General features: G+C 38.2%; 22 protein-coding genes. 5 read left to right on the top strand and 17 right to left on the bottom strand.

Annotated elements, in window-relative coordinates:
* Window positions 1-22: 22 nt before the first annotated feature.
* Window positions 23-1570 carry a PucR family transcriptional regulator gene (locus H8S40_RS04925; protein WP_186864717.1) on the top strand — a complete coding sequence of 516 codons (1548 nt, stop codon included), beginning with the start codon at window positions 23-25 and terminating at the stop codon, window positions 1568-1570.
* Between the two features lie 289 nt (window positions 1571-1859).
* Entirely contained in the window at window positions 1860-1982 is a 123-nt protein-coding gene (locus H8S40_RS16315; RefSeq protein WP_279286787.1) for a hypothetical protein, read from the top strand.
* Window positions 1983-2367: 385 nt separating this feature from the next.
* Here H8S40_RS16315 and H8S40_RS04920 read toward each other — a convergent pair whose 3' ends face one another.
* The 7 genes from H8S40_RS04920 to H8S40_RS04890 all read right to left on the bottom strand — a co-directional run bounded on the left by H8S40_RS04920 (window position 2368) and on the right by H8S40_RS04890 (window position 8861).
* Window positions 2368-2691 carry a branched-chain amino acid transporter permease gene (locus H8S40_RS04920; protein ID WP_366482259.1) on the bottom strand — a complete coding sequence of 108 codons (324 nt, stop codon included), beginning with the start codon at window positions 2689-2691 and terminating at the stop codon, window positions 2368-2370.
* Window positions 2684-3370 carry an AzlC family ABC transporter permease gene (locus H8S40_RS04915; RefSeq protein ID WP_186864715.1) on the bottom strand — a complete coding sequence of 229 codons (687 nt, stop codon included), beginning with the start codon at window positions 3368-3370 and terminating at the stop codon, window positions 2684-2686. Before H8S40_RS04915 ends, H8S40_RS04920 begins: the two co-directional genes overlap by 8 nt.
* 3 nt (window positions 3371-3373) lie before the next feature.
* The gene (locus H8S40_RS04910) at window positions 3374-3997 is read right to left on the bottom strand and encodes a GDSL-type esterase/lipase family protein (protein WP_186864714.1); all 624 of its coding nucleotides are present in this window, start codon (window positions 3995-3997) and stop codon (window positions 3374-3376) included.
* A gap of 331 nt (window positions 3998-4328) precedes the next feature.
* On the bottom strand, window positions 4329-5657 hold the full coding sequence (locus H8S40_RS04905) for an IS4 family transposase (protein ID WP_186864359.1): 1329 nt from the start codon (window positions 5655-5657) through the stop codon (window positions 4329-4331).
* Between the two features lie 194 nt (window positions 5658-5851).
* On the bottom strand, window positions 5852-6973 hold the full coding sequence (locus tag H8S40_RS04900) for a glycerate kinase family protein (RefSeq protein WP_186864713.1): 1122 nt from the start codon (window positions 6971-6973) through the stop codon (window positions 5852-5854).
* A 17-nt stretch (window positions 6974-6990) separates the two neighbouring features.
* Window positions 6991-7974, bottom strand: coding sequence for a D-isomer specific 2-hydroxyacid dehydrogenase family protein (locus H8S40_RS04895; RefSeq protein ID WP_186864712.1), 984 nt, complete (start codon window positions 7972-7974; stop codon window positions 6991-6993).
* 95 nt (window positions 7975-8069) lie between these two features.
* Window positions 8070-8861 carry a Cof-type HAD-IIB family hydrolase gene (locus tag H8S40_RS04890; RefSeq protein WP_118724831.1) on the bottom strand — a complete coding sequence of 264 codons (792 nt, stop codon included), beginning with the start codon at window positions 8859-8861 and terminating at the stop codon, window positions 8070-8072.
* A 137-nt stretch (window positions 8862-8998) separates the two neighbouring features.
* Here H8S40_RS04890 and pdaA point away from each other — a divergent pair, with 137 nt between their 5' ends.
* Complete coding sequence (gene pdaA, locus H8S40_RS04885) at window positions 8999-9847, top strand: delta-lactam-biosynthetic de-N-acetylase (RefSeq protein WP_186864711.1); 849 nt, start codon at window positions 8999-9001, stop codon at window positions 9845-9847.
* 115 nt (window positions 9848-9962) lie between these two features.
* Here the strand turns inward: pdaA and H8S40_RS04880 are convergent, their stop codons facing one another.
* From H8S40_RS04880 to H8S40_RS04845, 8 genes are all read right to left on the bottom strand, one after another.
* Window positions 9963-11324, bottom strand: coding sequence for an MATE family efflux transporter (locus H8S40_RS04880; RefSeq protein WP_186864710.1), 1362 nt, complete (start codon window positions 11322-11324; stop codon window positions 9963-9965).
* A 136-nt stretch (window positions 11325-11460) separates the two neighbouring features.
* A complete protein-coding gene (locus H8S40_RS04875; RefSeq protein ID WP_186864709.1) occupies window positions 11461-12795 on the bottom strand; it encodes an MATE family efflux transporter in 1335 nt (444 codons plus the stop codon).
* Window positions 12796-12949: 154 nt separating this feature from the next.
* Window positions 12950-14551 carry a xylulokinase gene (locus H8S40_RS04870; protein WP_186864708.1) on the bottom strand — a complete coding sequence of 534 codons (1602 nt, stop codon included), beginning with the start codon at window positions 14549-14551 and terminating at the stop codon, window positions 12950-12952.
* Between the two features lie 96 nt (window positions 14552-14647).
* On the bottom strand, window positions 14648-15979 hold the full coding sequence (locus H8S40_RS04865; RefSeq protein ID WP_186864707.1) for an MATE family efflux transporter: 1332 nt from the start codon (window positions 15977-15979) through the stop codon (window positions 14648-14650).
* Between the two features lies 1 nt (window position 15980).
* On the bottom strand, window positions 15981-16484 hold the full coding sequence (locus H8S40_RS04860; protein WP_243116295.1) for a MarR family winged helix-turn-helix transcriptional regulator: 504 nt from the start codon (window positions 16482-16484) through the stop codon (window positions 15981-15983).
* Window positions 16485-16667: 183 nt separating this feature from the next.
* Complete coding sequence (locus H8S40_RS04855) at window positions 16668-17159, bottom strand: 4Fe-4S binding protein (RefSeq protein WP_186864706.1); 492 nt, start codon at window positions 17157-17159, stop codon at window positions 16668-16670.
* Between the two features lie 2 nt (window positions 17160-17161).
* The gene (gene xdh / locus H8S40_RS04850; protein WP_186864705.1) at window positions 17162-19744 is read right to left on the bottom strand and encodes a selenium-dependent xanthine dehydrogenase; all 2583 of its coding nucleotides are present in this window, start codon (window positions 19742-19744) and stop codon (window positions 17162-17164) included.
* A 430-nt stretch (window positions 19745-20174) separates the two neighbouring features.
* Window positions 20175-21548 carry a sodium-dependent transporter gene (locus tag H8S40_RS04845; protein WP_186864704.1) on the bottom strand — a complete coding sequence of 458 codons (1374 nt, stop codon included), beginning with the start codon at window positions 21546-21548 and terminating at the stop codon, window positions 20175-20177.
* 215 nt (window positions 21549-21763) lie between these two features.
* Between H8S40_RS04845 and H8S40_RS04840 the strand changes: the two genes are divergently transcribed.
* A complete protein-coding gene (locus H8S40_RS04840) occupies window positions 21764-22816 on the top strand; it encodes an ABC transporter substrate-binding protein (RefSeq protein WP_186864703.1) in 1053 nt (350 codons plus the stop codon).
* A gap of 336 nt (window positions 22817-23152) precedes the next feature.
* Window positions 23153-23455 carry a hypothetical protein gene (locus tag H8S40_RS04835; protein ID WP_117991661.1) on the top strand — a complete coding sequence of 101 codons (303 nt, stop codon included), beginning with the start codon at window positions 23153-23155 and terminating at the stop codon, window positions 23453-23455.
* A gap of 230 nt (window positions 23456-23685) precedes the next feature.
* Here the strand turns inward: H8S40_RS04835 and H8S40_RS04830 are convergent, their stop codons facing one another.
* Window positions 23686-24387 carry a DUF975 family protein gene (locus tag H8S40_RS04830; RefSeq protein ID WP_186864702.1) on the bottom strand — a complete coding sequence of 234 codons (702 nt, stop codon included), beginning with the start codon at window positions 24385-24387 and terminating at the stop codon, window positions 23686-23688.
* Window positions 24388-24474: 87 nt separating this feature from the next.
* Window positions 24475-25830, bottom strand: a complete 1356-nt coding sequence (gene yqeB / locus H8S40_RS04825; RefSeq protein ID WP_186864701.1) for a selenium-dependent molybdenum cofactor biosynthesis protein YqeB — start codon at window positions 25828-25830, stop codon at window positions 24475-24477.
* Window positions 25831-25841: the final 11 nt, after the last annotated feature.

Here is a 25841-nt window from a genome sequence, read left to right as displayed (position 1 = left end):
ATTTTTTCATAAAGGAGTATATATGGAATATCAGATTTTTATGTCGAAACTAAAAGAAAAGGGGTATCAACCGCAAATATTCGGGCATTCTGACAATGTCTGTGATATGATCAATGTTCGAATTTTTGACCCGATGCGCCCACATTTTGAATCTTCAAGTCTGTATCTGACTTCTACAAACACAATGCCCGCAGCCAATACGAATGCTGAATTTACTTTGATGTGTTTTGGAGAACGTTTAGATTTCTCCGTATATGAGCAAAGTTGCTTCACTATTTTATATTTTGGCACATCCTTCTCGCAGGCTGCACTTTTTAATACTGCTATGGAATTATTAACAGAAATCCAACAGATCACTGCAGGTATGCATCTCCTATTAAATGCCTCTTTTTCCGGAAAAGGACTTCAATATCTGGTAGACACTGCTTCAAGAATATTTGGTAATCCAATCTATGTTGTTGATTTACAAAATAAATATCTGGCCATCTCTGCCGGTATTGTTCCGGATAATGATTTCTTTCGTGAAGAAAGCAAATCTGGTTATATTAGTAAACAAGGAATTGCTTCTATCCGCGCTAATCATCTGGATGAAATGGTTCGAAAATATAATCACCCTTATTACTATACAAGCGAACTTGTTCACACCGGTATGCTTGTAGATGCGATCCACATACAAAATATTGAAGTAGGTCATGTCATGATGCTGGAATCTGAACATCCTTTTGAAGACTATGTTCCTGATTTCTTCCATCGTTTTTGTAAACTGGTATCACTCGAACTTCAGAAAGATCCTGCTTACACAAGAAACAAAGGGGTTATGTACTCTTATTTTCTTGTAGATTTACTTCGCAACCCACAGAATAATATTGAAAATCTCAAGGAACGTCTGGAGGTACTCGGCTATAATCTTAAAAGTTCTTTCTATATTATAGCCATACCACCATCTGCACAAAGTTCCTCTCATTTGCAGTTAGAAGTGATTTTGGAGCATTTGAAACGCATTTTTTCTGGAAGTATTTATGTCATCTATGAAGACACGATTGTATTTCTAATTAATAAAAACTTATATCAGGGCTTCAGTGAATATGAACTTTCGCAACTAAAAGAATATCTCGCTGCTAATAATTTAAAAGCCGGAATCAGTAACTTCTATCAGAATCTGGAAGATACTTCTCGTTTCTATCAACAGGCGATTGATGCGATTAATCTTGGTCTGAAGTTAAACACTTCCACTCCGCTTTGTTATTATAGTGATTATTATGTTTATAAAATGTTGGAAATATTTGAAAAAGAAGATACTGAAATCCGATTTTTAATCCATCCGGGATTGATGAACCTCTATTTATATGACCAGGAAAAAGGGACTGATTTTTTAAATACGCTTCAAGAATACTTGAAAAACCCGGGACAGTCTTCGCTTGTCGCCAAGAATCTTCATGTACATAAGAATACGTTACTGTACCGGATGGGAAAGATTAAGGAATTGATTGGAAGTGACTTGACACAGGGGGATGATTATATGAATATGAATCTGTCGCTGATGATTATGAAATATCTGAATATGTTGTAAGTTGCTATTTAGTTCATTAAGTGGCAATACGTTCCTTACAAAAAATTGATATAAGAATTCTTGCTCAGATTCCATGAGCGGGAGAACTTGAGGAATATTGAGTAATATCTGCGATAGTGGATTTTCGGGGATTGAAGATGCAAAATTTTGATGGGAGCATCCACAAAGCATTGAAAGAGCAAGTAGAGGATGCGCAATTTTACTGGGGAGCATCTTCACGTTATCGAAAATGTGGGATGTAGATGCAAAATTTGCAAAGGAAGTATCTTTAAATCCCAGAAAAGGCAAGATGCAGATGCAATTGTACACAACAGGCAGGATTAAAAGTATCTGCAAGTTCGAAGAAAAGCAAGTTGCAGATACATTGATTCCAAAAAGAGCATCTGCAACAATGAATATCAAAGCCTTGTAGATACATCGGTCTAAAAAAGAGCATCTGCAATAACGAATACCAAGGGCTTGCAGATACAACGGTTACAAAAAAATCATCTACCTGTTTCTATTACGGTACACCACAGAGCACTGCTCTTTAATTCATTAGATTTGCGATAACGCACTGAGAAAAAATATTGGATATGAATTTCGGTGAATACAAAGGAAGCGATTGGAAATACTAAAAGGCCAGGATTTTACGTTAGAGCTTAGAAACTTGCTGTTTGAGGGCACAGCCCGAGTTGCTGGTTTCTAAGCTCTGTTTTTAATAATAATTCTGACCTTTATGTATTTCCCGCTGACGGAGTCTGAACAGAAATTCATATCCAATATTTTTCTCAGGGACGCTTATCCAACTTAATGAACTAAATAGCAATCCTAAGCAACATATTACACACTGTCCCCAACGCAATACTCACCAACGTATTATGCTTCCATTTATAACTAACTGCCACCACGATTACTGCTACAAATTGTGCAATCCCTACTCCTCGAACATCCCGGATTGCATCTTTTAGACAATATACGATCAACACTGCCATAATCGCTGATGGAAGAATTTTCCCAAGATATATCAATTTTTCCGGCATTTGTCTTCCACCGCGAAATGCTATAAACGGCAACGCCCGAAGAGAAAATGTAATCACTGCCGAAACAAAAATTGCAATAAATATCATTTCTTTACTCACAATGTACTTCCTTTTCATTTCCTTCCCTGACAAGTAATAAGATTCCAGACACAATCAAGAGTGCCACTAACATGAACCTTTGTGGACCAAATAAATATAAACTTATTAATGCTACTATAATCCCTAAAAGTGCAGGAAAATGATTCTCACTCTTCTCCCATTGGTCAATAAAAATAATAACAAACAACGCTGTCATGCAAAAATCAATTCCTTCTAATTCAAATGGGATTAATTGTCCCAACACGCCACCGAGTACTGCTCCAAACATCCAGTAACATCTGCTTAAAAATGCCACCCCAAACATACTCTCTTCTTTTTTCTTTTCATCCTGACATTCTGCTTCCAAAGTCAGATTGACCGCATATGTTTCATCTGTCATCGTGTGGATCATATAAGGTAAGCGCTTTCCCATTTTTTTGAATTCTTCAATAAATGTCAGGCTATAAAATGTCTGCCTGCTATTCATTAATAGTGCTGTCAATGCGATTGTAAGAATAGAAGCTCCACTGCTTAAAAATGTAATCAAAACAAACTGAAATGCTCCTGTATATACGGTTAAACTGATCAATAAAGAATAGTACCAATGAAATCCCGCTTCTTCCATCATAATCCCATATGCCATACTTACAAACACGTAACTACACAAAATAGGAATCGATTTTATAAATGCATGTTTCATTTTTTATAAAATCCCTTCTTCTAATTTTTTATAGATTGCATTTGCAAGAATTAGATGACTCTCCTTATCCATGTGTTCCTGGTCTGCTGCCGAGCAGCTCACATAATCTGCTGCCCGCATAAACTGTTTTCCATATTTCTGAGCAATCGTTTCATATACCGATTCCAATTCTTTCGATACTTCTACCGATTCCTGTGAAAATTCACGGTCAAACTCTTCCATCCATACTTTATCCCCCAAATGAATCGGAGATATCACCAGTACTTTCGCTTTTGATGCAAATTGTTCAATCTGTTCCAACAATTTTGCAATTCCTTTCCCGATTACTTCTGCAGATGCACCGAATATTGTTTTGCAGTCATTGGTTCCAAGCATCAAGACAATTGCATCTGGAGTGTGTGTTTCCAATAACGTTGGAAGTAATTCCGTTCCTCGTCTTCCTATACGAAACGGATCTTCAAATATTGTTGTTCTTCCGCATAACCCCTCTTCAATCACTCGAATATCGCGTCCCTGCAATTTTTCCTGTAAGACACCTGTCCATCTCTCTTCCCAAGAAAATCGTGTTCCTGTCTCCGCATTTAATCCCCATGTGTTTGAATCGCCAAAGCATAATATCTGTTTCATCTATCCTGCACCTGCCTTTTACTCTTATTTTACTACCCGGTAAAATAAAAAACTCCACTTATCTTTTTGATAAATGAAGTTTAGCATCTTTTACCTATTAAGTCAATAGGGTTGTGTGTTTTATTATTTGCAGACCAATGGGGACGGGGTCAATAACATTTAGTTAAGCTTTTTTCATCATAGTATGAACCTATTGAAGTTCTCTTCCCTAAGCTTTTAAAAAGTATTATTATCATAAAAGTAGATGATTTTTATAAGAAAATATTTTTTTGCACCATAATCAGGCAGAGCCTTGCTTCTGCCTGATTAATACAATATAATATATCTTGTGTTAAGCTCTATTGTTTAACGGCTTTACAGTTTGTGATCTGACCTGTCGAGCGGTCTGTTGTTTCACCCTAATAGCTGTTTGATGTCGTAGCATTAGAGCTTTTACTATATCATTCGTCATTCGATGTTTTATGAATCTTCGTGCAATAGGAAGAACATCTTCAAAGGATATTTTGTATTCATATTTCCTTTTTTTCTTTCCTTGCTCTTTCTTTTTTTCTTCTGTAGCAAAGGTGTGAAGAAGTGAGGCAAAGTTATACATAATAAGTTTTGCATATACTTCTTGAATAATCAGTTCCCGATTAACCGAATGTAAATACACTAGTGAAAGCGCATATTTTAAGCGTCGGAAAGAAGTTTCAATAGACCATCTTTTCCAGTAAAGTTCTCGTAGATCCAGTGCAGAAAAATTTTTTAATGGTAAATTAGAAATCAAATATTCGTAGTTTCCATTTTCAAGTTGTATACAGGTGCATCGAATTTTCATGGTATATACACTTTTCTTATCATCAATCGGAATCGGCTCGAAGGTTCTTTTATTTTTTACTATTTTCATTTTATCCCCATGACAAAGATGCTTGTTTTTTTTCGATCTTGTTACGTCCAAAACAATCTCTCTATCTGATTCTGTTTCAGCTGGCAAAATATCTTTCAGAAAAGCAGATGGTGCAGACGGAGATTTCCAGCGAATGAGAAAAAATTTCTTTTTTTCAATTAAATGAGCCATTGTGTTTAGCGAGGCATATCCTCTATCTGCGATAAGTATCGTATTTTCTGGCAGATTACAGTGATCGACCATATGACAGAAAGCCTGTGTTTCATTCATTTTAGGGCGTGGTTGGGTAACAGCAGTAATATACCTGTTTTCACAGATATCAAACAAAGTGTTCAAATGCATCTGAAAAAACACATTGTCACTTCGAGCCTGTTTTATACGATATTCAAAATCATTTTTATTAGTAGGAAGATTAATATCAGAACCATCTACTGCAACAAGATGAAACCCTTTATACGTTTTGGTAAAAGGAATTTTTTCATTAAAAGATTTTAAAAGATACGGGAAAAAATCAGCAATTAGTTTTTTTCGCTGTTGTGTGAAAGCTGATTTAGATGGAACTTTCTTGTTTTGGGACATAAAAAAGTTAAATAATTCTGTATTTGTCCTATTCATGGTGAGGCAGAGAGTAGATTTTACCGTGTCAGAAAAAGGACAGAGTCTGTGTCTGGTCATATCTGAACCTGGAGTATTAACATACAAATGAATATTTTTCTCTGCTGTTTCAAGAACAGAGAAGAAACGTTTTCGAATAGTTGCTGGTGTCATGTACATGTGTGGTACCTCCTTGAAGTAAAAATATATCTAACTTCAAAGGGCACCTTACTGATTATAATAATCAGTAAGGTGCCGCACATTTTTACGATTTTGTCAACTATTAATTGAAAAAAGCTTAACTAAATGTTATTGGGACGGGGTTTAGTGGCTCTTTTGTTCGCAAAAGAGCCACTAAACCCCGTCCCCATTGGTCACATTAACCGAAAGACTTGTTCTACTGTCATACGCATATTATTCTTTGCATTTTCTGTATTCATTGCTTCTTCTATTGTAGTAACACCTCTCACGATTGGAAAAAACGCATCAATTCCGACTTCATTGCACGCCGCAGCTTCCGGTGTAACACTTCCTGCAAACGCAATCACTTTTGCACCATGTTTCTTAGCACGTTTTGCCACTCCTACCGGTGCTTTTCCCATCGCAGTCTGAAAATCTAATTTTCCTTCGCCTGTTACAACGATGTCTGCATCCTTTAATTCCTGTTCTATTCCAACAGCATCTAATATCAGATCAATTCCAGGTATCAGTTCTGCCTGCAGATATGATAAAAATGCAAAACCCATTCCGCCGGCTGCTCCGCTTCCTTTGGCATTCACACAATCACACGCAAGAGTCTGTTCTGTTATAGCTGCGTAATGTTTCATTGCACCGTCAATCGGTACTTTTTGTTCTTCTGTCACGCCTTTCTGCGATCCAAATATAAATGTAGCACCATTTTCTCCACAAAGTGGATTAGTCACATCACATGCCACTTTAAAAAATGACTCTGCAAGAAGTGGATTTTTCTTTTTTGTCTCAATCTGAGCAATTCGCCCCAACGCCTGGGCACCATTTCCGACATCTTCTCCATTTTCATCCAGAAACTCAAATCCTAATGCACGAAGCATTCCAACTCCTCCGTCATTGGTTGCACTTCCTCCGATTCCAACTATAAAATCTCTGCATCCTCTGGAAAGAGCATCTTCAATCATTTCTCCAACACCATAAGTAGTTGCCTTCATTGGATTTCTTTCATTCGACAACGTAATTCCTGCTGCTGAAGCCATCTCGATCACCGCTGTTTTTGTTTCCTTTAAATATCCATAATAAGCTGTTACCGGCAATCCGTAAGGTCCCGTTACCGTAACTTCTATTTTTTCTCCACCAAGACCTTCTATTAACGCTTCTGTTGTTCCTTCTCCTCCGTCTGCCAATGGTTTTACCACCACTTTGGCATCAGGTTTTGCTGCCCTTATTCCTTCTTCTGCTGCTCTTCCGGCCTCCATGGAAGTCATGCTTCCTTTAAATGAATCTACTGCTACTACCACTTTCATATTCATTTTCCTCTGTCTCAAATCACCCTGCAAGGATCCTCTTTTCCCGCCTCATGAAGCATACAACTTTCAATCGAATGTTTTACCATATCACTTACTGCCTGGTCTGTATAAAATGCCATGTGCGGAGTTACGATAACATTTGGAAATCCTCTTAAAATATATAAATCATGCTTACTTAAAACATCTGATTTTCTATCAAAATAATACATTCCAAATTCGTCTTCAATAACATCCAATCCTGCCGCTCCTATTTTGCAGGATTCCAGTCCGTCAATTAACGCTTTCGTATCGATCAATCCGCCCCTCGCTGTATTAATCAACACAACACCATCCTGCATCTTCCGAATTGCTTCTGCATCGATCAAATGCATATTTTCCTTTGTTAATGGCATATGAAGGGTAATCATATCGCATTTTTCATAAATTTCATCTAAAGATGCATACTGTGCATATTTTTTCACTTCATCATTTTCATACTGATCATATGCGTAAATCTTACAGCCAAATCCGCTGATATCACGAATCACAGCACGACCGATTCGTCCGGTTCCGAGCACTCCGACTGTAAAATTCGGCATCTCTTTTCCCTTAATACCGGGAAGCGAAAAGTCATTGATCTCTTCACGCTGCATGATCCGTTTCATTTTACGAATGGACATCAGCATCAACATCACCGTATAATCCGCGACACACTCCGGAGAATACGTCACATTTCCCACGCTGATGCCACATTTTCTGGCAGCTTCCAAATCAATATGATCGTAACCGATTGTTCTTGTCGAAATCATTTTCACGCCAAGTGCATGAAAACGATTCATCAACTCCTCATCGATTTTAGTTGTAATGATACTGACATATGGGTATCCTTCTGCTAGATAAGCATTTTCCATCGTTGGAGCATCATGACAAATTCCAAGCTCTACATGATACTCTTCTGCAAATTTTTGAAAAAATTCTGCTTCATCGAATTCTCTATAACTGTATACAAATAATTTCATCGTGTATCCTCCTCCAATAATCGCCTAGTTGAGGTGCTTTCACTGAGACAAATTTGCTATTACTCACCACCTGAAGAGGTGAGAGTCTTCTCGACTTAAATCAATCCATAATGTTTCATGGCATACGCAATTCCGTCATCTTCAACGGTCTTGGTCACAAATTCTGTATAGGGATCAAGCACCTCTGAATGTGCTCCCAGTGCAATTGTGTGTTGTGCGTATTCGAACATGGATAAATCATTACCGCTATCTCCAAACACATAAACTTGATCCAACTCTAACCCAAGACGTTTTCTCATAAATTCACATGCCGTTGCTTTTGAAAATGGTTTCTGAGCGATTTCATATGCATTATCTCCTCGGTCAATCACTTCCATGTCTGCCTTCAGAAAATCGAAAAACTTTTGTTTATCGCTCTGCTCATCTGCATATACAAATAATTTATCGTATTCTATATCACCTTCATCGATATATTTCTCAATCCCGAGTCCTTTTTTTGCAAAAAATCGCCGAGACGTTTCGAGCATTTCAAATCGAGAGCGTTTTATCGGGAAATATGCATCCTCTGTACCTTCCAGGATTCCATCCAACTTACATTCGTACATCATATCAATAATGTCCTGTCCACGCTTCTTTTCTATATGGCTCTCCAACACGACCTCATCGTTGCACACCAGATAACATCCACATCCGCATAAAAATCCGTCAAAATCAAATCGTCGCAGCTGCGGTGGAATATTACAATAGGTACGTCCTGTATTGATATACATCTTATGTCCGTTTTTCTTTGCCTGATTCAACGCTTCCAATGCACTCTCAGGAATTTCCTTTGTAATTTCAGATAATATTGTTCCATCTATATCAAAAAACAATGCGCTTTTCTTCATTTTGTTTCCTCTTTCTAAAATTTCTATTTTTTTACTCTATCACTTTTTTTGGGAAATGTCTATTTATGCTTTACTTCCGTTCTGATTTTTCTTTTCTGTGAATATATTAAAACAAAAATCTTCTTGGATTCTTGTTTATGAAGAAAATCAAAGACAAAATTTCCACATTTCGCACTACCCAAACATATGCTATCTCGCTTCGTCTCTTTGCCATCCTCTTGTTTTTTTGTGCATCCTTTTGTATCGGACGTTTTACTGCACAAATGAAAGAACAACTTCGCCCATCTGCTATCACTTGTTCTTCTGAAGGAAACTGGGGATTAAGTTTTCAGACCGATGGCGAACCGCCCATTGCAAATGCATCTATGGAAGAACTCGCCAGATTCGATGCTTATTATGCACAAAATACTACTGAAAAAGTCCTCTACTTGACATTTGATGCCGGATTTGAAAATGGAAACACTCCCATAATTTTAGATGCACTAAAAAAACACAATGCTCCAGCCACATTTTTTGTTGTCGGAACTTATATTGAGTCAAATCCAGATTTGATAAAGCGAATGGAGAAAGAAGGACATATCGTCGGCAATCATACATATCATCATCCTGATATGACAAAACTATCCTCCCTCTCTGCATTTGAAAAGGAATTAAAAGATGTAGAGAACGCCTACAACAATGTTACTGGCAAAGAAATGACTAAATTCTATCGTCCTCCGCAAGGGAAATATAATGAGAATAATTTACAAATGGCAAAAGAACTCGGCTATCATACTTTCTTCTGGAGCCTTGCCTATGTTGACTGGCAAGAAAACAATCAGCCAACAAAGGAAGAAGCTTTCGACAAATTACTTACACGTGTTCACCCAGGTGCCATTGTCCTGCTTCATAGCACCTCCAAAACGAATGGCGAGATTCTCGATGAGCTTCTGACAAAATGGGAAGAAATGGGATATCAGTTCAAATCATTAGATAACATCAAGTAACCTTTTAGGTGCCATTAGTGCCATTTGGGGACGGGGTTTAGTGGCTTTTTTGCTCGCAAAAAAGCCACTAAACCCCGTCCCCAAATGGCACACTAAACTCAGTCCCCAAATGGCACTACTCTATTCGATTCGGAAATTTTCTTTTCATATCCTTCAACATAATATAATAATACATTACAAGCAGTAATCCACCTGCCAGCACCCATGCTGCGGGACTTGCCATGCAAACACCAAAATAACTTCTTTTATTTGCTGCGATCACTGCTACTACTCCTCGTCCGACCAACTCTGCCACACCTGCCATCATCGGAAGTAGTCCATAGCCCATTCCTTGAATTCCATTTCGATATAGATTCACGATTGCAAGTGGAATAAAGAATACTCCGATACATTTCAAATAAATATCTACATTGCTCATAATTTCAATCACATTATCTGACACAAACAAATATGTCATATATTTTCCGACTGTCATTATCAAAGCTGCCGTAACAACTGCATAAATACTTGCCATAATAGTTGCTGATTTGAATCCTTTACGGATTCTTTTTATCTTACCTGCACCGATATTTTGTGCACAGTATGTCGCCATTGTTGTTCCTAGTGCAACATACGCCTGAGTAACTACCTGTTCAATTTTACTTGCTGCCGTAAATGCTGCGACAATATTGGAGCCGAGCAGATTCTGGGATGTCTGAACCATCATTGTACCGATTGCTGTAATGGAGTACTGCAATGCCATCGGCACGCCAACTGCAAACTGCATTTTTAATAAATGTCCCTTTGGTCTCCAATCATCTCTTTCCAAATGAAGCAACGGAACCTTCAACTTTACATAAACCAGGCACAGTAATCCGGATATTCCCTGTGCAATCACCGTTGCATATGCCGCTCCGGAAGCACCAAGCCCAAATACGATAATCAACAATAAATCTAATGCAATATTTAAAAGTGCCGATAATATCAGGAAATATAACGGAACTTTACTATTTCCCAATGCTCTTAAAATGCTTGCCATCAAATTGTATAACATCTGTGCCGCAATTCCTGCACAAATGATCATAATGTAAGCATAAGCATCCTTAAAAATATCCGATGGTGTTTTCATAAATATCAGCAATGGCTTCATAAACAACAGTCCCAGCGTCGTCAATATAATCGTCACAATCGTTGTCAACACGGCAGCACCACCTACCGTCTGTCTCATTGCTTTCATATCACCCGCACCAAATTTCTGTGCTGTTAGTACAGTAAATCCGGCTGTCATTCCTGTTACAAATCCATAAATCAAAAACATGATCGTTCCTGTACTTCCAACTGCCGCCAATGCCTTCGTTCCCACAAATTTACCGACAATCACGGTATCTGCCATATTATAAAATTGCTGAAATACATTTCCTATAAAAATGGGAAATGTAAAATTTAAAATAATTTTTGTAGGACTTCCACTTGTCATGTCCTTTTGTAACTGCTGCATATTTCACTCTCCTCACTTAAATTTTTCAGGGAAGGGAGTCGGTGGGCGAGGGTGACCAGTTGGGGACGGAGTTTAGCGGCTTTTTTGCTCGCAAAAAAGCCACTAAACTCCGTCCCCAACTGGCACCACTTCCACATCACACCTTCCGCATTATATAAATATAGTATGGTATCAATGGAATCAAAGCTGCTATCCATGCCGCCGGGTCTGACAGGCACACCCCAAAATAACTTGCTTTTCCGGCCACACTTATAACGATTATTGTTCTTGCTACAAGCTCAAACACTCCGCCAAGCATTGGCACAAGCCCATATCCCATTCCCTGCAGGGCGTTTCGATAAATAAAAATACTGCCGAGAAAAGGATAACACCATGCGACTGCTTTGAAATAGGTAAGTGCCGCCTCGACCACATCTGTTTCTGTTCGATCCACAAACAGATAAATTGCATATTTTCCAAACAATAATACCAAGGCCATCAATACAAAACTCCAGATCAAAACCATAATCTGTGTGCTTCGCACACCTTGCCTTACTCGATCCATCCTTCCTGCTCCACAGTTCTGTCCAACATAAGTTGCCATTGCTGCGCCATAGGAAATAAAAATAACTCCCATCACACTCTGAATTTTTCCACCTGCTGCAAAACCGGCTATACAAGTCGCACCATATACATTTATGGCTGTCTGAACAATAATTGTTCCGATTGATGTAATCGAAAACTGCAATGCCATCGGCACACCAAGCGCCAGTAATCTTCTGCATAACTCTCCTGAAAATTCAAAATCTTCCTTTTTTAAATGTAGAATCGGAAATTTTTTCAAGATATATATGAAACATAATACCGCTGAAATTCCCTGTGCGATCACTGTTGCATAACCGCAGCCTACAACACCGGTTCCAAGACATATAACAAATACGATATCAAGGATAATATTGATCACACCTGAAATAATCAAAAAATAAAGTGGCGATTTTGAATCTCCAACCGCCCTTAGGACTGCCGCAAGCATATTGTATGCCCCAGTTGCAAATAATCCCGCATAGATTACACCCATATAACTTTTTATATCTCCGATCAAGTTTTCCGGCGAATTCATCAATCGCAAAAGAGGTTCATTTGCCAAACTCAGTCCAACCGTCATAACAACTACAATAATCACCATCAGATATAGGGACATTGCCAGATATCTCCGCATATTTTTATAATCCTTTGCCCCAAACCATTGTGATATCAAAATTGCAAAACCACTGCCGGCACCATTTAACAAACCAGTAACCAAAAACATAAGAGATGTCGTTGAACCTATCGCTGCCAAAGCATTTACCCCCACAAACTTTCCGGCAACAACAGAATCTGCAATATTATAAAATTGCTGAAACAAATTTCCAAGAAAAAGTGGAATCATAAAATTAATGATTAATTTTGTAGGATTTCCTGATGTCATATCATTTGTCATTGTCTTGCTCATTATTTAACTCCTCTAAAAAACAACCATTTATAAACAAATCATTCAGGGACGGAGTTTAGTGGCTTTTTTGCCAGCAAAAAAGTCCACTAAACTCCGTCCCTAGTGTCATCCTCTTGAGATTTTATCAAAAACGTTTTTATAATTCAAGTATTTTTTATCGAAGAGATTCTACAGCTGCACGTTCAATCGCAAGACCTTTTTTATAATTCTGCATAAATGCTTCAAAACCTTCGACATCTGATGCAACCGGATCCATGCGTTCTCCTTCTTCTCCACCGAATACTTTCTGTGCAAGATAAGAAGTCAATGACTCGCCCTCTTCTTTATTTAACATATAAGAAGCAAGCAGTGCAATTCCCCATGCTCCACCTTCTCCTGCTGTCTCCATAACATATACAGGTGTATCAATCGCAGCTGCAAGGATTCTCTGTCCGACTCCTTTTGTCTTAAACAGTCCGCCATGACCTAACATCTTATCTAACTCCACATGTTCCTGCTTTGTCAGAATATCCATACCTGTTTTTAATGCTCCGAGCGATGTACTCAAATGCACTCTCATAAAGTTTGCAAGATTAAATTTGCTTTCTGGCTTACGCACGAACATCGGACGACCTGCCTCAAATCCTGTAATATGCTCTCCTGAAAAATAATTATATGCAAGAAGTCCGCCACAATCAGCATCCCCCTCCAGCGCTTTGTTATACAATGTTCCGAACAATGTATTCATATCCACTTTCACGCCAAATGCTTCCACACATTCTTTCAAAAGATTTACCCATGCATTCAAATCTGATGTACAGTTATTGCAGTGTACCATCGCAACAGGATCTCCCGCCGGTGTTGTAACCATATCGATTTCGTCATATGGTTTAGACAACGGATTTTCCAAAACTGCCATTGCAAATACACTTGTTCCGGCAGAAACATTTCCTGTACGGACAGCTACACTATTCGTTGCAGCCATACCTGTTCCGGCGTCTCCTTCTGGTGGGCAAACAGGGATTCCAGCCTGTAAATCACCCTCTGTATCTAACAATTTTGCTCCTGCTTCAGTCAAAACGCCTGCCGCATCTCCGGCAACCAGTACCTTCGGAAGTAACTCTTCTAATTTCCATGGAAATGCTTTCGCTTCGACAAGCTGATCAAACTGTCCAATCATATTCACATCCCAATCCTTTGTAGCCGAATCAATTGGGAACATTCCTGCCGCATCTCCAATTCCGATTGCCTTTTCTCCCGTCAGCTGCCAATGGATATAGCCTGCAAGTGTTGTGAAAAATCTTACATCCTTTACATGCTCTTCCCCATTTAAAATTGCCTGATACAAATGTGCAATACTCCAACGTTGCGGGATATGGAACTGAAATACTTTTGATAATTCTTCAGAAGCCTGCTCTGTAATTGTATTTCTCCATGTACGGAACTCTGCCAGCTGCTCATCTTTCTCATCAAAAGCAAGGTATCCATGCATCATCGCACTAAATCCCATTGCCCCAAATGTTGTGATTGTAACACCATATTTTTCTTTTACTTCTTTTTTCAAATTTGCATAACAATCCTGCAGTCCGCTCCACACTTCCTCTAATGGATACGTCCAAATATTATTTTTTAAATGATTCTCCCAGTCATGGCTTCCTGATGCGATTGGCTGGTTCTGTGCATCAATCAAAACTGCTTTGATACGTGTCGATCCAAATTCAATCCCTAAAGCAGTATTTCCATTTTTGATTGCTTCCCCTATGCTTCTTACGTCCATCGCCTGGACCTCCTTTCGTTCTACCTTTACTAACTATTAGTATACTTCAAAACGTCTTCGCAAAAAAGAATTTTCTTATCCTATTCTGGACATTTCTTACGCATAATGATATCTTTCCCTTTGCTTTACCAAAAATGTCACTGTCACACATAAAGTCAATATTTCTGCAATTGTCACTGCCGACCAAATCCCATCAATACCAAATATCATCGGCAACACAATAACTGTACCAACCTGGAAAAGCAGTGTTCGCAAAAATGAAATAACTGCTGATATTAGTCCATTATTAAGTGCTGTGAAAAAAGATGACCCATAAATATTAAATCCATTTACTAAATATACCAGACAATAAATTCGGAATGCATGCTGTGTCATCAAAAGTAATTCTTTATCATATCCAACAAATAAAATCGACAGCGGAATTGCAAGGAACTGTGATAATATTGCAATTGCTACGCCGGAAATTCCTATCAGACTCAGACTCTTTCTAAATAGATTTTTCAATTCTGTATGATTAGCCGCACCATAGTTATAGCTGATAAGTGGTGCACTTCCAATTGAATATCCAAGGAAAATAGATACAAATACGAAACTTACATACATGATTGTTCCATATGCAGCCACACCATTTTCCCCGGCAAATTTCATAAGCTGAATATTAAATAACGAGTTTACGATGGAACTTGAAAGGTTTGTCATAAGCTCTGATGAACCATTTACACAAGTCTTAACAATAATACGCACATCCAAATGTGTTTTTCCAAGTTGAAGCAGACTGGAATTCTTTCTCGCAAAATAGATTATCGGGAAAAGACCTCCTATAAATTCGCCGCACACTGTTGCAACTGCGGCACCTGCCAGTCCAAATCCACACAGACCGACAAAAAGTAAATCCAGCACCATATTCGTAACACCTGCTGTAATAATCACACCTAATCCTAATTTCGGTTTTTCTGCAGCTACAAAAAAGCTCTGAAACACATTCTGTAGCATAAATGCCGGCATAGAGATAAATGAAATTCTTCCATACAAGATACAATCCTTAAGAAGCTCTCCCTCTGCACCAAGTGCTGAAGCGACAGCCGGTGTCAAAAACATTCCTAAAATAGATAATAAAATTCCTCCGATTGTCGTTACATACACTAACAATGAGAAATATTCATTAGCCAGATCTTTTTTGCCCTCTCCTATTGTTGTTGCTACGATAGCACTTCCTCCAGTACCAATCATAAAGCCAAGCGCTGATATTCCCATTATAAAAGGTAAAATCAGATTGATCGATGCCAATGCTGTTTTGCCCACATAATTTGATACAAATAATCCATCCACTACACTGTAAATTGATGTAAAAATCATCATTATAATAGATGGCATTACAAATCTTAATAATTTTCGATATGTAAAATGTTCTGATAGTTGTATCTTCACGCTATCTTCCTCCGTCCACTTTTTCTTCATCCATTTTTTCTTTTATACATGGTAATTTCTCAAATCCATGCTTCAACTCTACATTATATTTTTCAAGTAATCGCAAGAGCAGTTCACTCTCTTCATCTGTGAGTCCTTTAAATGAATCATTTTCCACATCAATAACCGGATAGATCACATTTTTTAACATCTTTTTTCCTCTTTCTGTTAAATAAATGTGCATATTCCTTCCTTTTCCGTGTACTAATGTCAAGTATCCTTCTCTTTCGAGATTGCGTATAGATGAATTTACTGTCTGTTTCGGAATAAATGTTGTCTTACAAATATCACGCTGTAAACATCCATCCCCCAATTCGCAAATGGCATAAAAAATATCAAAGGCACTGTTCGACAGTCCTAATCTCAATGCTACATCATGGTAAATATCATTGAATTCTTTAAAAATACGATTAAATTCACAAAGATATGAACTCATGTATATTCCTGGTTTCTTTTCTTGATCCATATTTCCTCCTATAAGTCTGATTTCGTACTTGTTTTTAGTATAGTCCGATTTCGTACTTGTGTCAAGTATGAACAAAGAAAACGCTTTTCTAAAATATCAAAAAAAGACTTGTAAATCTGATATTTTTTACCAGATTTACAAGTCTCTCATCTTCTCATAAACTTCAATATTTTCTTTTTAGCCTTATCTGACTTTTGTATAAATTCCCCTTAAGTCATAAATTGCATGTCTTGGACATTTCACTGCACACATGCCACAGCTCAAACATAATTCTTCGTTGATCACCGCACAATTATCTATTACTTTAATTGCTCCGGCTGTACAAGTTTTTTCGCAGATACCACATCCAATACAGCTTACTTCACACTCTTTACGAGCATCGGCTCCCTTAGCATCATTTGAACATTTCACTACGATATAATTTGCACATTCATGAATATGGATAATTTCCTGTGGACAGGCTTTTACACATTTTCCACATGCGATACATTTTTCTTCGTCTACTTCTGCAACTTTGTATTCATTGATTGAAATTGCACCAAATTTACAATTATTTACACACTCGCCACAACCGATACAACCTTTTGTACATGTTGGCTCTTCGCTGTTCGCTCTACATCCTCCATTACAGGCTACAACCGCTGAACGATATGGAAATTTCTTTTTTATTGCCATAATCAATCCTTCCTTTCATATGGTGTGTTACACAATGGAAGACTAAAACGTCTCTCTCCATCGTATCTACAATATGCATCTGCGATTGCCGGTGCTGTTGGAATCGATGTGATCTCTCCGATTCCAATTGCTCCGCATGCCACATTCAGTCCCGGTTTATCAATTACGATTGCCTCAATCTCTGGGATTTCATGTGAACGGAATAATCTCAGTGAACCATATTTATCAATTGGCTTACAGTTTTCATCAATTGGATACTGCTCGCGAAGTGCGTATCCCATAGACATAACAACTCCGCCTTCGATCTGGCCTTCACAGGATAATGGATTGACTGCTTTACCGACATCATGAGCTGCGATCATCTTTTCAATCTTACCTGTCTTTTTATCAATGATACATACCTGTGTAGCATATCCATAAGCAACGTGGGAAACAGGATTCGGCACATCTGCTCCAAGCGGATCTGTCTTAGCAAGATATTCTCCATAATACACTTCCCCTATCATATCTTTCATGGATTTTCCTGCTTTTCTTTCTTCCATGAATTTCTCACAAGCTCTGCGGCATGCTTCACCTGTAACCAATGTCTGACGTGATCCGGATGTTGTTCCAGAATCAGGTGAAACCCATGTATTACTTCTCTCATATACGATATCATCACGTTTCAGGTCTGTATTAGTTACGATCATCTGTACAAGTACTGTTCCCAATCCTTGTCCGATACAAGATGCACCTGTAAAAATGTGTAACTTTTCATCCTCTTCTACGATCAGTTTCACACGACCTGTATCTGGAATACCAACACCAACACCGGCATTCTTCATCGCACAGCCCAGTCCGACTGCTTTTCCTTCAGCCAATGCTGCATCATATTCCTCTTTCACTGCTTCCAGTGTTTCCACTAAACCTGTAGATTCATCTACAATCTGACCATTCGGTAATACTTCTCCCGGACGGATTGCATTACGATAACGAATTTCCCAAGGTGTAATGCCGACTTTATCTGCCATCATATTCAACAATGTCTCTGTTGCAAAACATGTCTGAGTAACACCAAATCCACGGAATGCTCCTGCCGGTGGATTGTTTGTATAATAAGCAGTTCCTTCAATCTCGAAGTTCTCATAATGATATGGACCTGCTGCATGTGTACATGCACGTTCCAATACCGGACCTCCAAGTGATGCAAATGCACCTGTGTCAGAAGTTACTTTCGCTTTTACTCCCTGGATCACTCCATTTTCATCACATCCCATTGTGAAATCCATATAAAATGGATGACGCTTCGGATGAACAAGAAGTGACTCGGCTCTTGTTAATCTCATCTTAACCGGTTTCTTTGTAACATATGTGAGTAAAGCACTAAGATGTTGTACTGTCATATCCTCTTTACCGCCAAATCCACCGCCGACAAGAGCATTCTGTACTTTTACTTTATCTGTTCCAAGCAACATTCTACATTCTTTCAATGTCTGATGTGCGGACTGGTCTGTAGAATAAACGAAAATGTCTCCCTCTTCATCATAGAAAGATACTGCACATTCCGGCTCAAGGAATGCATGCTCTGTCCATGGTGTTTCAAAATGATGTGAAAGCACATATTTGGAATTTTTAATTGCTTCATCTGCATTACCACGACTGATATGCTTATAAGCACAAATGTTATTCTCTTCTTCATCATATACCTTTGGTGCATCTGGAGCTGCGGCCTCTTCAATTGTATGAACATGTGGAAGAACCTCATATTCTACTTTAATTAACTTTTTAGCCTTCTCGGCTGTCTCCAAATCTTCTGCTGCGATCAATGCAATTGCATCTCCAAGATAATGTGTCAGACCGCCTTCCGGAATCAGTGAATACTGGTCATGCTTCAAATGTCCAATCTTATTCTCGCCTGGAATATCTTTCGCTGTCACTACTGAAACCACCTTTGGAAGTGCCTCTGCTTTCGATGTATCAATTGAAAGCACACGTGCACGAGGATATTTACTTCTCAGTGCAACACCGTATAACATACCTTCCAGACAATAGTCGTCCGGATATTTTCCTGTTCCAAGTACTTTTTCCTCTACATCTACTCTAGCTACGCTTGTTCCAAGTGTCCAGTCATCTTCCCCATCATCCGGAACTGCTCCCTCTCTCAGAATCTTAGCTGCCAGACGAACCGCATCCATGATTTTAACATATCCTGTACATCTGCAATAATTATTGCGGAGTGCATATTTTATCTCATCATCTGTCGGTTCTGGATTCACATCCAGCAATGCTTTTGTACACATTACCATACCTGGGATACAAAATCCACACTGTACTGCTCCCGCTTTTCCGTAAGCATATGTGTATACCTTTTTCTCCCACTCTGTCAGTCCTTCTACCGTGATTACACTTCTTCCCTCAAGTGAATTTGTATCCGGAACACATGATTTACAGGTCTGCCCATCAATAATAACTGTACAGGCTCCACAGGCGCCTTCACTACATCCATCTTTTGCTGATGTCAAATGTAATTCGTCGCGGAGGAATCTTAACAGCTTCTGATTTTTTGTTGGGGTAACCTCTCGTCCATTAACGATAAACGTTGCCATATCAGAATCTCCTTTCTCATTTCAACATATCATCCAAAACGAAGCCCTAAATTCGTCTTGGTTTTTTGTTAATTTTTTACTTATATGTTGTTCTATCTCTTTATATTTTATCACAATTCAACTAAAAAGCAATCTTTTTCTCAAAATGTTTTTTACATTCTAAATTTTTTTTAGGTTTTGGGTCACATGCACTTTTTTTTATTCATTATTTTCCAACAAAAAAACATCCTGTTCCCTTTTAGGATAAAAAAGACATCCCTTGACAAATACTTTCTTATAATTTGCCATGGGATGCCTTATTCAAGTCGAACGTCTATTAATGATATAAAACATTATTTGTTTCTTTTTCTTCTGTAAATCATGTCTGCTGCTATGACAATAGCCGTTGCACCTACCAGCATGATTAATCTGCCTTATTCACCCTCATTCTTTACATCGAAATCCAGCCAAATGCATTTGCAACAGAACTTAATAATATAATAACTGCAAAAATCGGGCATAAATATTTGATCATCACAATAAATATTTTTCTTCTGCGGAATGAACTTTCTCCCTGCATGACTTCTTCTTCAATTCGCTGTATTCCAACAACTTTTGACACTAATAAACATGTCATCACTGCTGCGATTGGCATCATAACAGAGTTTGTCATAAAATCAAAGAAATCCAGAAATTGCATACCGATAATTTTCACAACCGCAAGTGGTCCGTATCCCAGTGAGGATAAGCTTCCAAGGGCAACCATAATAATTCCCACTATAATTGTCGATTTCTTTCTGTTCCATCTTAATTCATCTTCAAATGTAGACACTGCACTTTCTGTCAAAGCAATTGAACTTGTAATTGCTGCAAACAATACAAGTAAGAAGAACAGAATTCCGACCGCTGTTCCAAATCCCATATTCTGGAATACTTTAGGGATTGTAATAAACATCAATGAAGGGCCGGCCTGTAATGTGTCCGGGTCCCCACCTGAAAATGCAAACACTGCCGGAATAATCATAAGACCTGCCATCATTGCAATTGCAGTATCGAATACTTCTACATTTCTTGTAGAATCCTCAAGTGAGACGTCTTTTTTCATATAAGAACCAAATGTGATCAAAATTCCCATCGCAATTGATAAAGAATAAAACATCTGTCCCATAGCTGCAACTACTGTCATCCATGAGAAATTCTTTACATTCGGGATAAGGAAATACTTTACACCTTCGATTGCTCCCGGTCTTGTAACGGAATAAATTGCAATAATCACAGACAGCAAAATCAAAACCGGCATCATCATCTTTGACACTCTCTCAATACCATTGCGAACACCCGCATAAATGATAGCTAATGTAAAGAGACAAAATACAAGGAAACACAACTCTGTTGATACTCCATTTGAAATAAATTCAGAAAAGTATCCATCCGCTGCCAGGCTCTTACCGTTTCCTTTGATATACTCTACCAGATATTTGATTACCCATCCACCGATTACTGAATAATATGGTACGATTAAAATCGGGATGATCGCATTAATCCATCCTCCAAATGATAACCATTTTGCTTTTCCAAATGACTTAAATGCCCCAACAGGACTCTTTCTTGTCATACGTCCGATTGCTGATTCTGCAACGATCATTGTATAACCAAATGTCAGTGCAAGCAAAATATAAATCAGCAGAAATATACCCCCGCCATATTTTGCTGCCAAATATGGGAATCTCCATATGTTACCAAGACCTACCGATGCTCCGGCCGCTGATAATACATATCCCAGTTTTCCCGAAAAACTGCTTCTCTTACGTTCTTGTGTATTCATCTGTTTCTTCTATATCTATTCGCATTCATCACGAATAGAGGTTCCTTTCTTCTTTTTATAAATGTTTCCTTATGATTCTATCATGATTACATCTTAAAGTCACTATTGATTTTTCCAAAATTGTTTGTAATGATAACGTAAATCCAAATACTGATCACCTATTTTTTATACTCGCATATATTAAATAAGAAACTCTTTTTATTCCAGGAGGATTTATGAAAAAGAAATTTATTCCTATACTTCTCGCTTCTACCCTGGCTGTCAGTCTATTATCTGCCTGTGGCTCTGACCACGCAGATGATACTGTCTCGCATACCCCAAATAATACTACAAAAGCTGTCTCGAACACACCCGAAACAGTCTCTGTCACTCTAAATGAAGTTGCTCACTCTATCTTTTACGCTCCAATGTATGTTGCTATTGAGAATGGCTATTTTGAAGATGAAGGCATAAAGCTTACTCTCGTTACTGGTTTTGGAGCCGATAAAACTATGACCGCTGTACTCTCAGGTGAGGCAGATATTGGATTTATGGGTTCGGAATCATCCATCTACACTTATAATGAAGGTGCGAACGATCATGTAGTAAACTTCGCCCAGCTTACCCAACGTGCCGGAAATTTCCTCGTCGCACGTGAAGAAATGCCAGATTTTGATTGGGATGATTTAAAGGGTAAAAATGTGCTTGGCGGACGCAAAGGTGGCATGCCGGAAATGGTATTTGAATACATTCTAAAACAGCATGATATCGACCCAACCACAGATCTCACCATCAACCAAAGTATTGATTTTGGCTCAACTGCAGCCGCATTTTCTGAAGGATTAGGTGACTACACCATTGAATTCGAACCAAGCGCCACCATACTCGAAAGTGAAAACAAAGGTTATGTTGTAGCTTCACTCGGTAAGGACAGCGGATACGTTCCTTACACTGCTTACAGTGCAAAACAAAGCTATATTAATCAATATCCTGACACCATTCAAGGCTTTACAAATGCTTTACAAAAAGGAATGGACTATGTACAGTCCCACTCTCCTTTTGAAATTGCAAAAGTAATTGAACCACAATTTCCGGAAACAGATTTGAATACCATTACTACAATTGTAACCCGATACTATGATCAGGACACTTGGAAAGATAATTTAGTTTTTGAAAAATCTAGCTTCGATCTGCTTCAAGATATCCTTGAAACTGCAGGTGAACTAGAAAAACGTACCCCTTATGAAGATTTAGTAACTACTGAATTTGCCAAAAAGGCTATAAAATAATACAAGATTTTCCTAAAAAATCGATTTTTTGTACTTTTCCGGAGTGAATACACATTTTTGTTCTGATTTGTTAACAATTCGTTCAAAAATGAATCATAGTTTCCTAATATCTTTTTCCTATACTGTAATTGTTCAAAAGAAAGAACACTTTTTCATAAACTTTTTCCCCCTTGAGTCACAGCGATGTGGCTCTTCCTTTTTGTCTAAAAATATTTTTCTGCTCTTTCTTTAATCCAAAAAACTCTCTTCACGTTATCTCTTGAATTTTCTCTTATATTTATTATATACTAATTTTATATTTCTATTTGATACTCTATAAAGATTGGATGTGTATTTATGATTGATAAAAGACTCGTTCCTGTAAATGGACTAAAAAAAGAACCGTTTTCCGGATGTCATCATGGCATGCGATATTATTTCCTTTGTGATGATAGTAAAGAAAGCTTTACAGCTTTTGTTTATCCTGAACCATGGTGTTTTGAGCAAACTCCCGATGAGGAAAAGACTTCTGCATCCTTCCCTATTTCTGAAGAAGGCATGGATGATGCAATTTCCTGGCTATTTGAACAATATGAATCAAATAAAACAAAATGGCATGCAGCCGATCATGACTGCATGCACATTGTAAATGATAAATGATAAATAATCTCCAGTTCATACCAATTTAAGAATTTTAAGAAATTCTTTTTATCTATGACACCTTTCAGTCACAATTGTTTGATAAGATAATTTCATACGATACAGGAACTTCGAATTATTCGTTGTTTCAATAAGTTAGAGGAAAATGGCTGCACACAGCATGTGCTGTCCGCAGCCATTTGCTTCGACCAAACAAATCGATTTTTTAACTTATCTGTCTTACATATCCATTATCTTATATATCCATTCTGATATGCTATCGTACGATTATAAGCATATAATTCCGCTGTTGTTGCCTGTATATAAGGTTCAACATAAAAGATTCCAAGAATACCAAATGTAATTGCCTCTAAACATCTCCAACCAAGAAATGATAAATCTAGCACAAATGCATTCCATTTTTGCCCCATCATCATCTTTTTACTTATAAGAAATGCTTCTTTTCTGTTCATAGCCGGATTCTCTGCCAGAATATATGGAACCATAAGGTATTCATAACTCTTAATAATTCCCGGTATTACAAATAACAATGACCACAAGACTGTGTACAAATCTCTCAAAAAGATAGTCAGGATTATATTTCCATAATTTCCTGATTTGAACGCATAGGCTAGTGTTCCTGCCTGTGCCTGTTCTGTCTGATTGGTAATAAAGAATCGACATCCACCAACTTCCAATGCATTCCCAACAAAGATAGACAATACAAGCAATACCAGCCCACTAAGTGCTGCTATGGCAGCCACTACCAATGAAAATGCAATTGCTTCTGCACTTCCTCCGGAATTATATCCGTCGGATATGCTCTTTGCCGCATTGCCTCCACTTCCAACTGCACCAAATATTGTCATAACAAATGCAACAAGCACTGCTGTCCAATAATTTCGTTTAAATGCAACTTTTGCTCTTGTTTTTAAATCTGCTCTCGTCCACATATAATTAGGCCTCCTTTTATTGTGTCTAATACATAAACTGTTGACTTTTCTCGTCTATTATATCATGCACAATTCCGATTGTACAGATTATTCCAAATCTCTGCGATAATCAATATCCTTTAATTCTGCTTCATCTATTTCTACTATAATAATATCCTGTAAATGATTCTGCATAACTTTCTTTCCGCCAACATCGCCTGTAAGTTTCATCAACTCAGAAAAATATTTTTTATCCCAAAGTACCGGATTGCCCATTTCTTTGTCTTTTCCTGTGCAAATAATCTGCTGTGGGCGAAGCATTGCCTTACGGATTAATGTAAACATTGTGGAAAATGTAAGTTCCGGCTGATCACAAACACTGAACAAAATTCCTCTTATCTCAGGATGTTCTGCTAAGCATGCCTCCAGTCCAAGTTTTACCGAACGGGAAATTCCTTCTTCCGGTTTCTTATTCTCTACAATATTCATTCCATACTTCTTCGCTGCCTCCGCAATATCATCTGCTCCGGTTACAATATATGTCGGAAAACCTTTTAGTCCTTCCATCTTATCTAACATATATTGGTACATCGGTTTATCGGACTTTAATTCCTGCAATTTATTTCCACCAAATCGGCTTCCACTTCCGGCTGCAAGCACAACAACTGCATATTGCCCATAAATACGTTCAAACTGAGTAACTGCCTCCAATACGCCTCCGCCGATAGCTCTTGCCTTATCAGAAATAAGATAGCAGTTTTTTCTTTCACATCTTGCGTCAATATCACCGGCTTTTAGGTTTTTCTGCACAGTCACTCCTGGCTGAAGCATTCCGCGCACAATTCCAGACATCTTTGCATAGACCGGTTTCCCTCCTGTTATTGCTACAAGCTGCCCTTTTTCCACAATATCCCCAATCTGTACCTTTGGTTCAATCACTCCATCTGCCGTAGCTTTGATCAAACGTTCAAGCGTAAATCCTCCAACATTTCCAGGTACTCCGGTATTTGGAATCGGCTCTCCTTTCCAGATTACATCCCCCAATGTATGACCTCGCTTCGTCTCAACAACACAGTGACAATCTACTCCTGCTGTAAATCCAGGTCCTACACCTACAACAAACGGTGCCCAGGAAATTTCTGTACCCAGATTTCTTTTAGCAAGAATTGCATCCACAACAACATCCGGCTGATATTCTTTTAAAATCACTTCCGGTTCTTCGATAATAACAGGGATTTTTCCTATAGCTTGTACTTCCAGTGCTTCTTTTATTGAATGCACAAGCAACGCAGACATATCTTCCACTTCTGCATGCTGTTCATATACTGCTCTTGACAACGCTACTGTCCTTCGCACGGTCAAAGGCACCGGAAGCTCTGTCATCAAGAGTTGATGTCCGCTTCTATATAATCTGGATGCGATTCCTGTTGCCAAATCCCCGGCACCTCTAATCCAAATCTTCATGACAATCTCCT

This window comes from Ruminococcus hominis (genome assembly GCF_014287355.1).
Lineage (GTDB): Bacteria > Bacillota > Clostridia > Lachnospirales > Lachnospiraceae > Schaedlerella > Schaedlerella hominis.
This window is presented reverse-complemented; position numbering and strand designations above follow the sequence as displayed.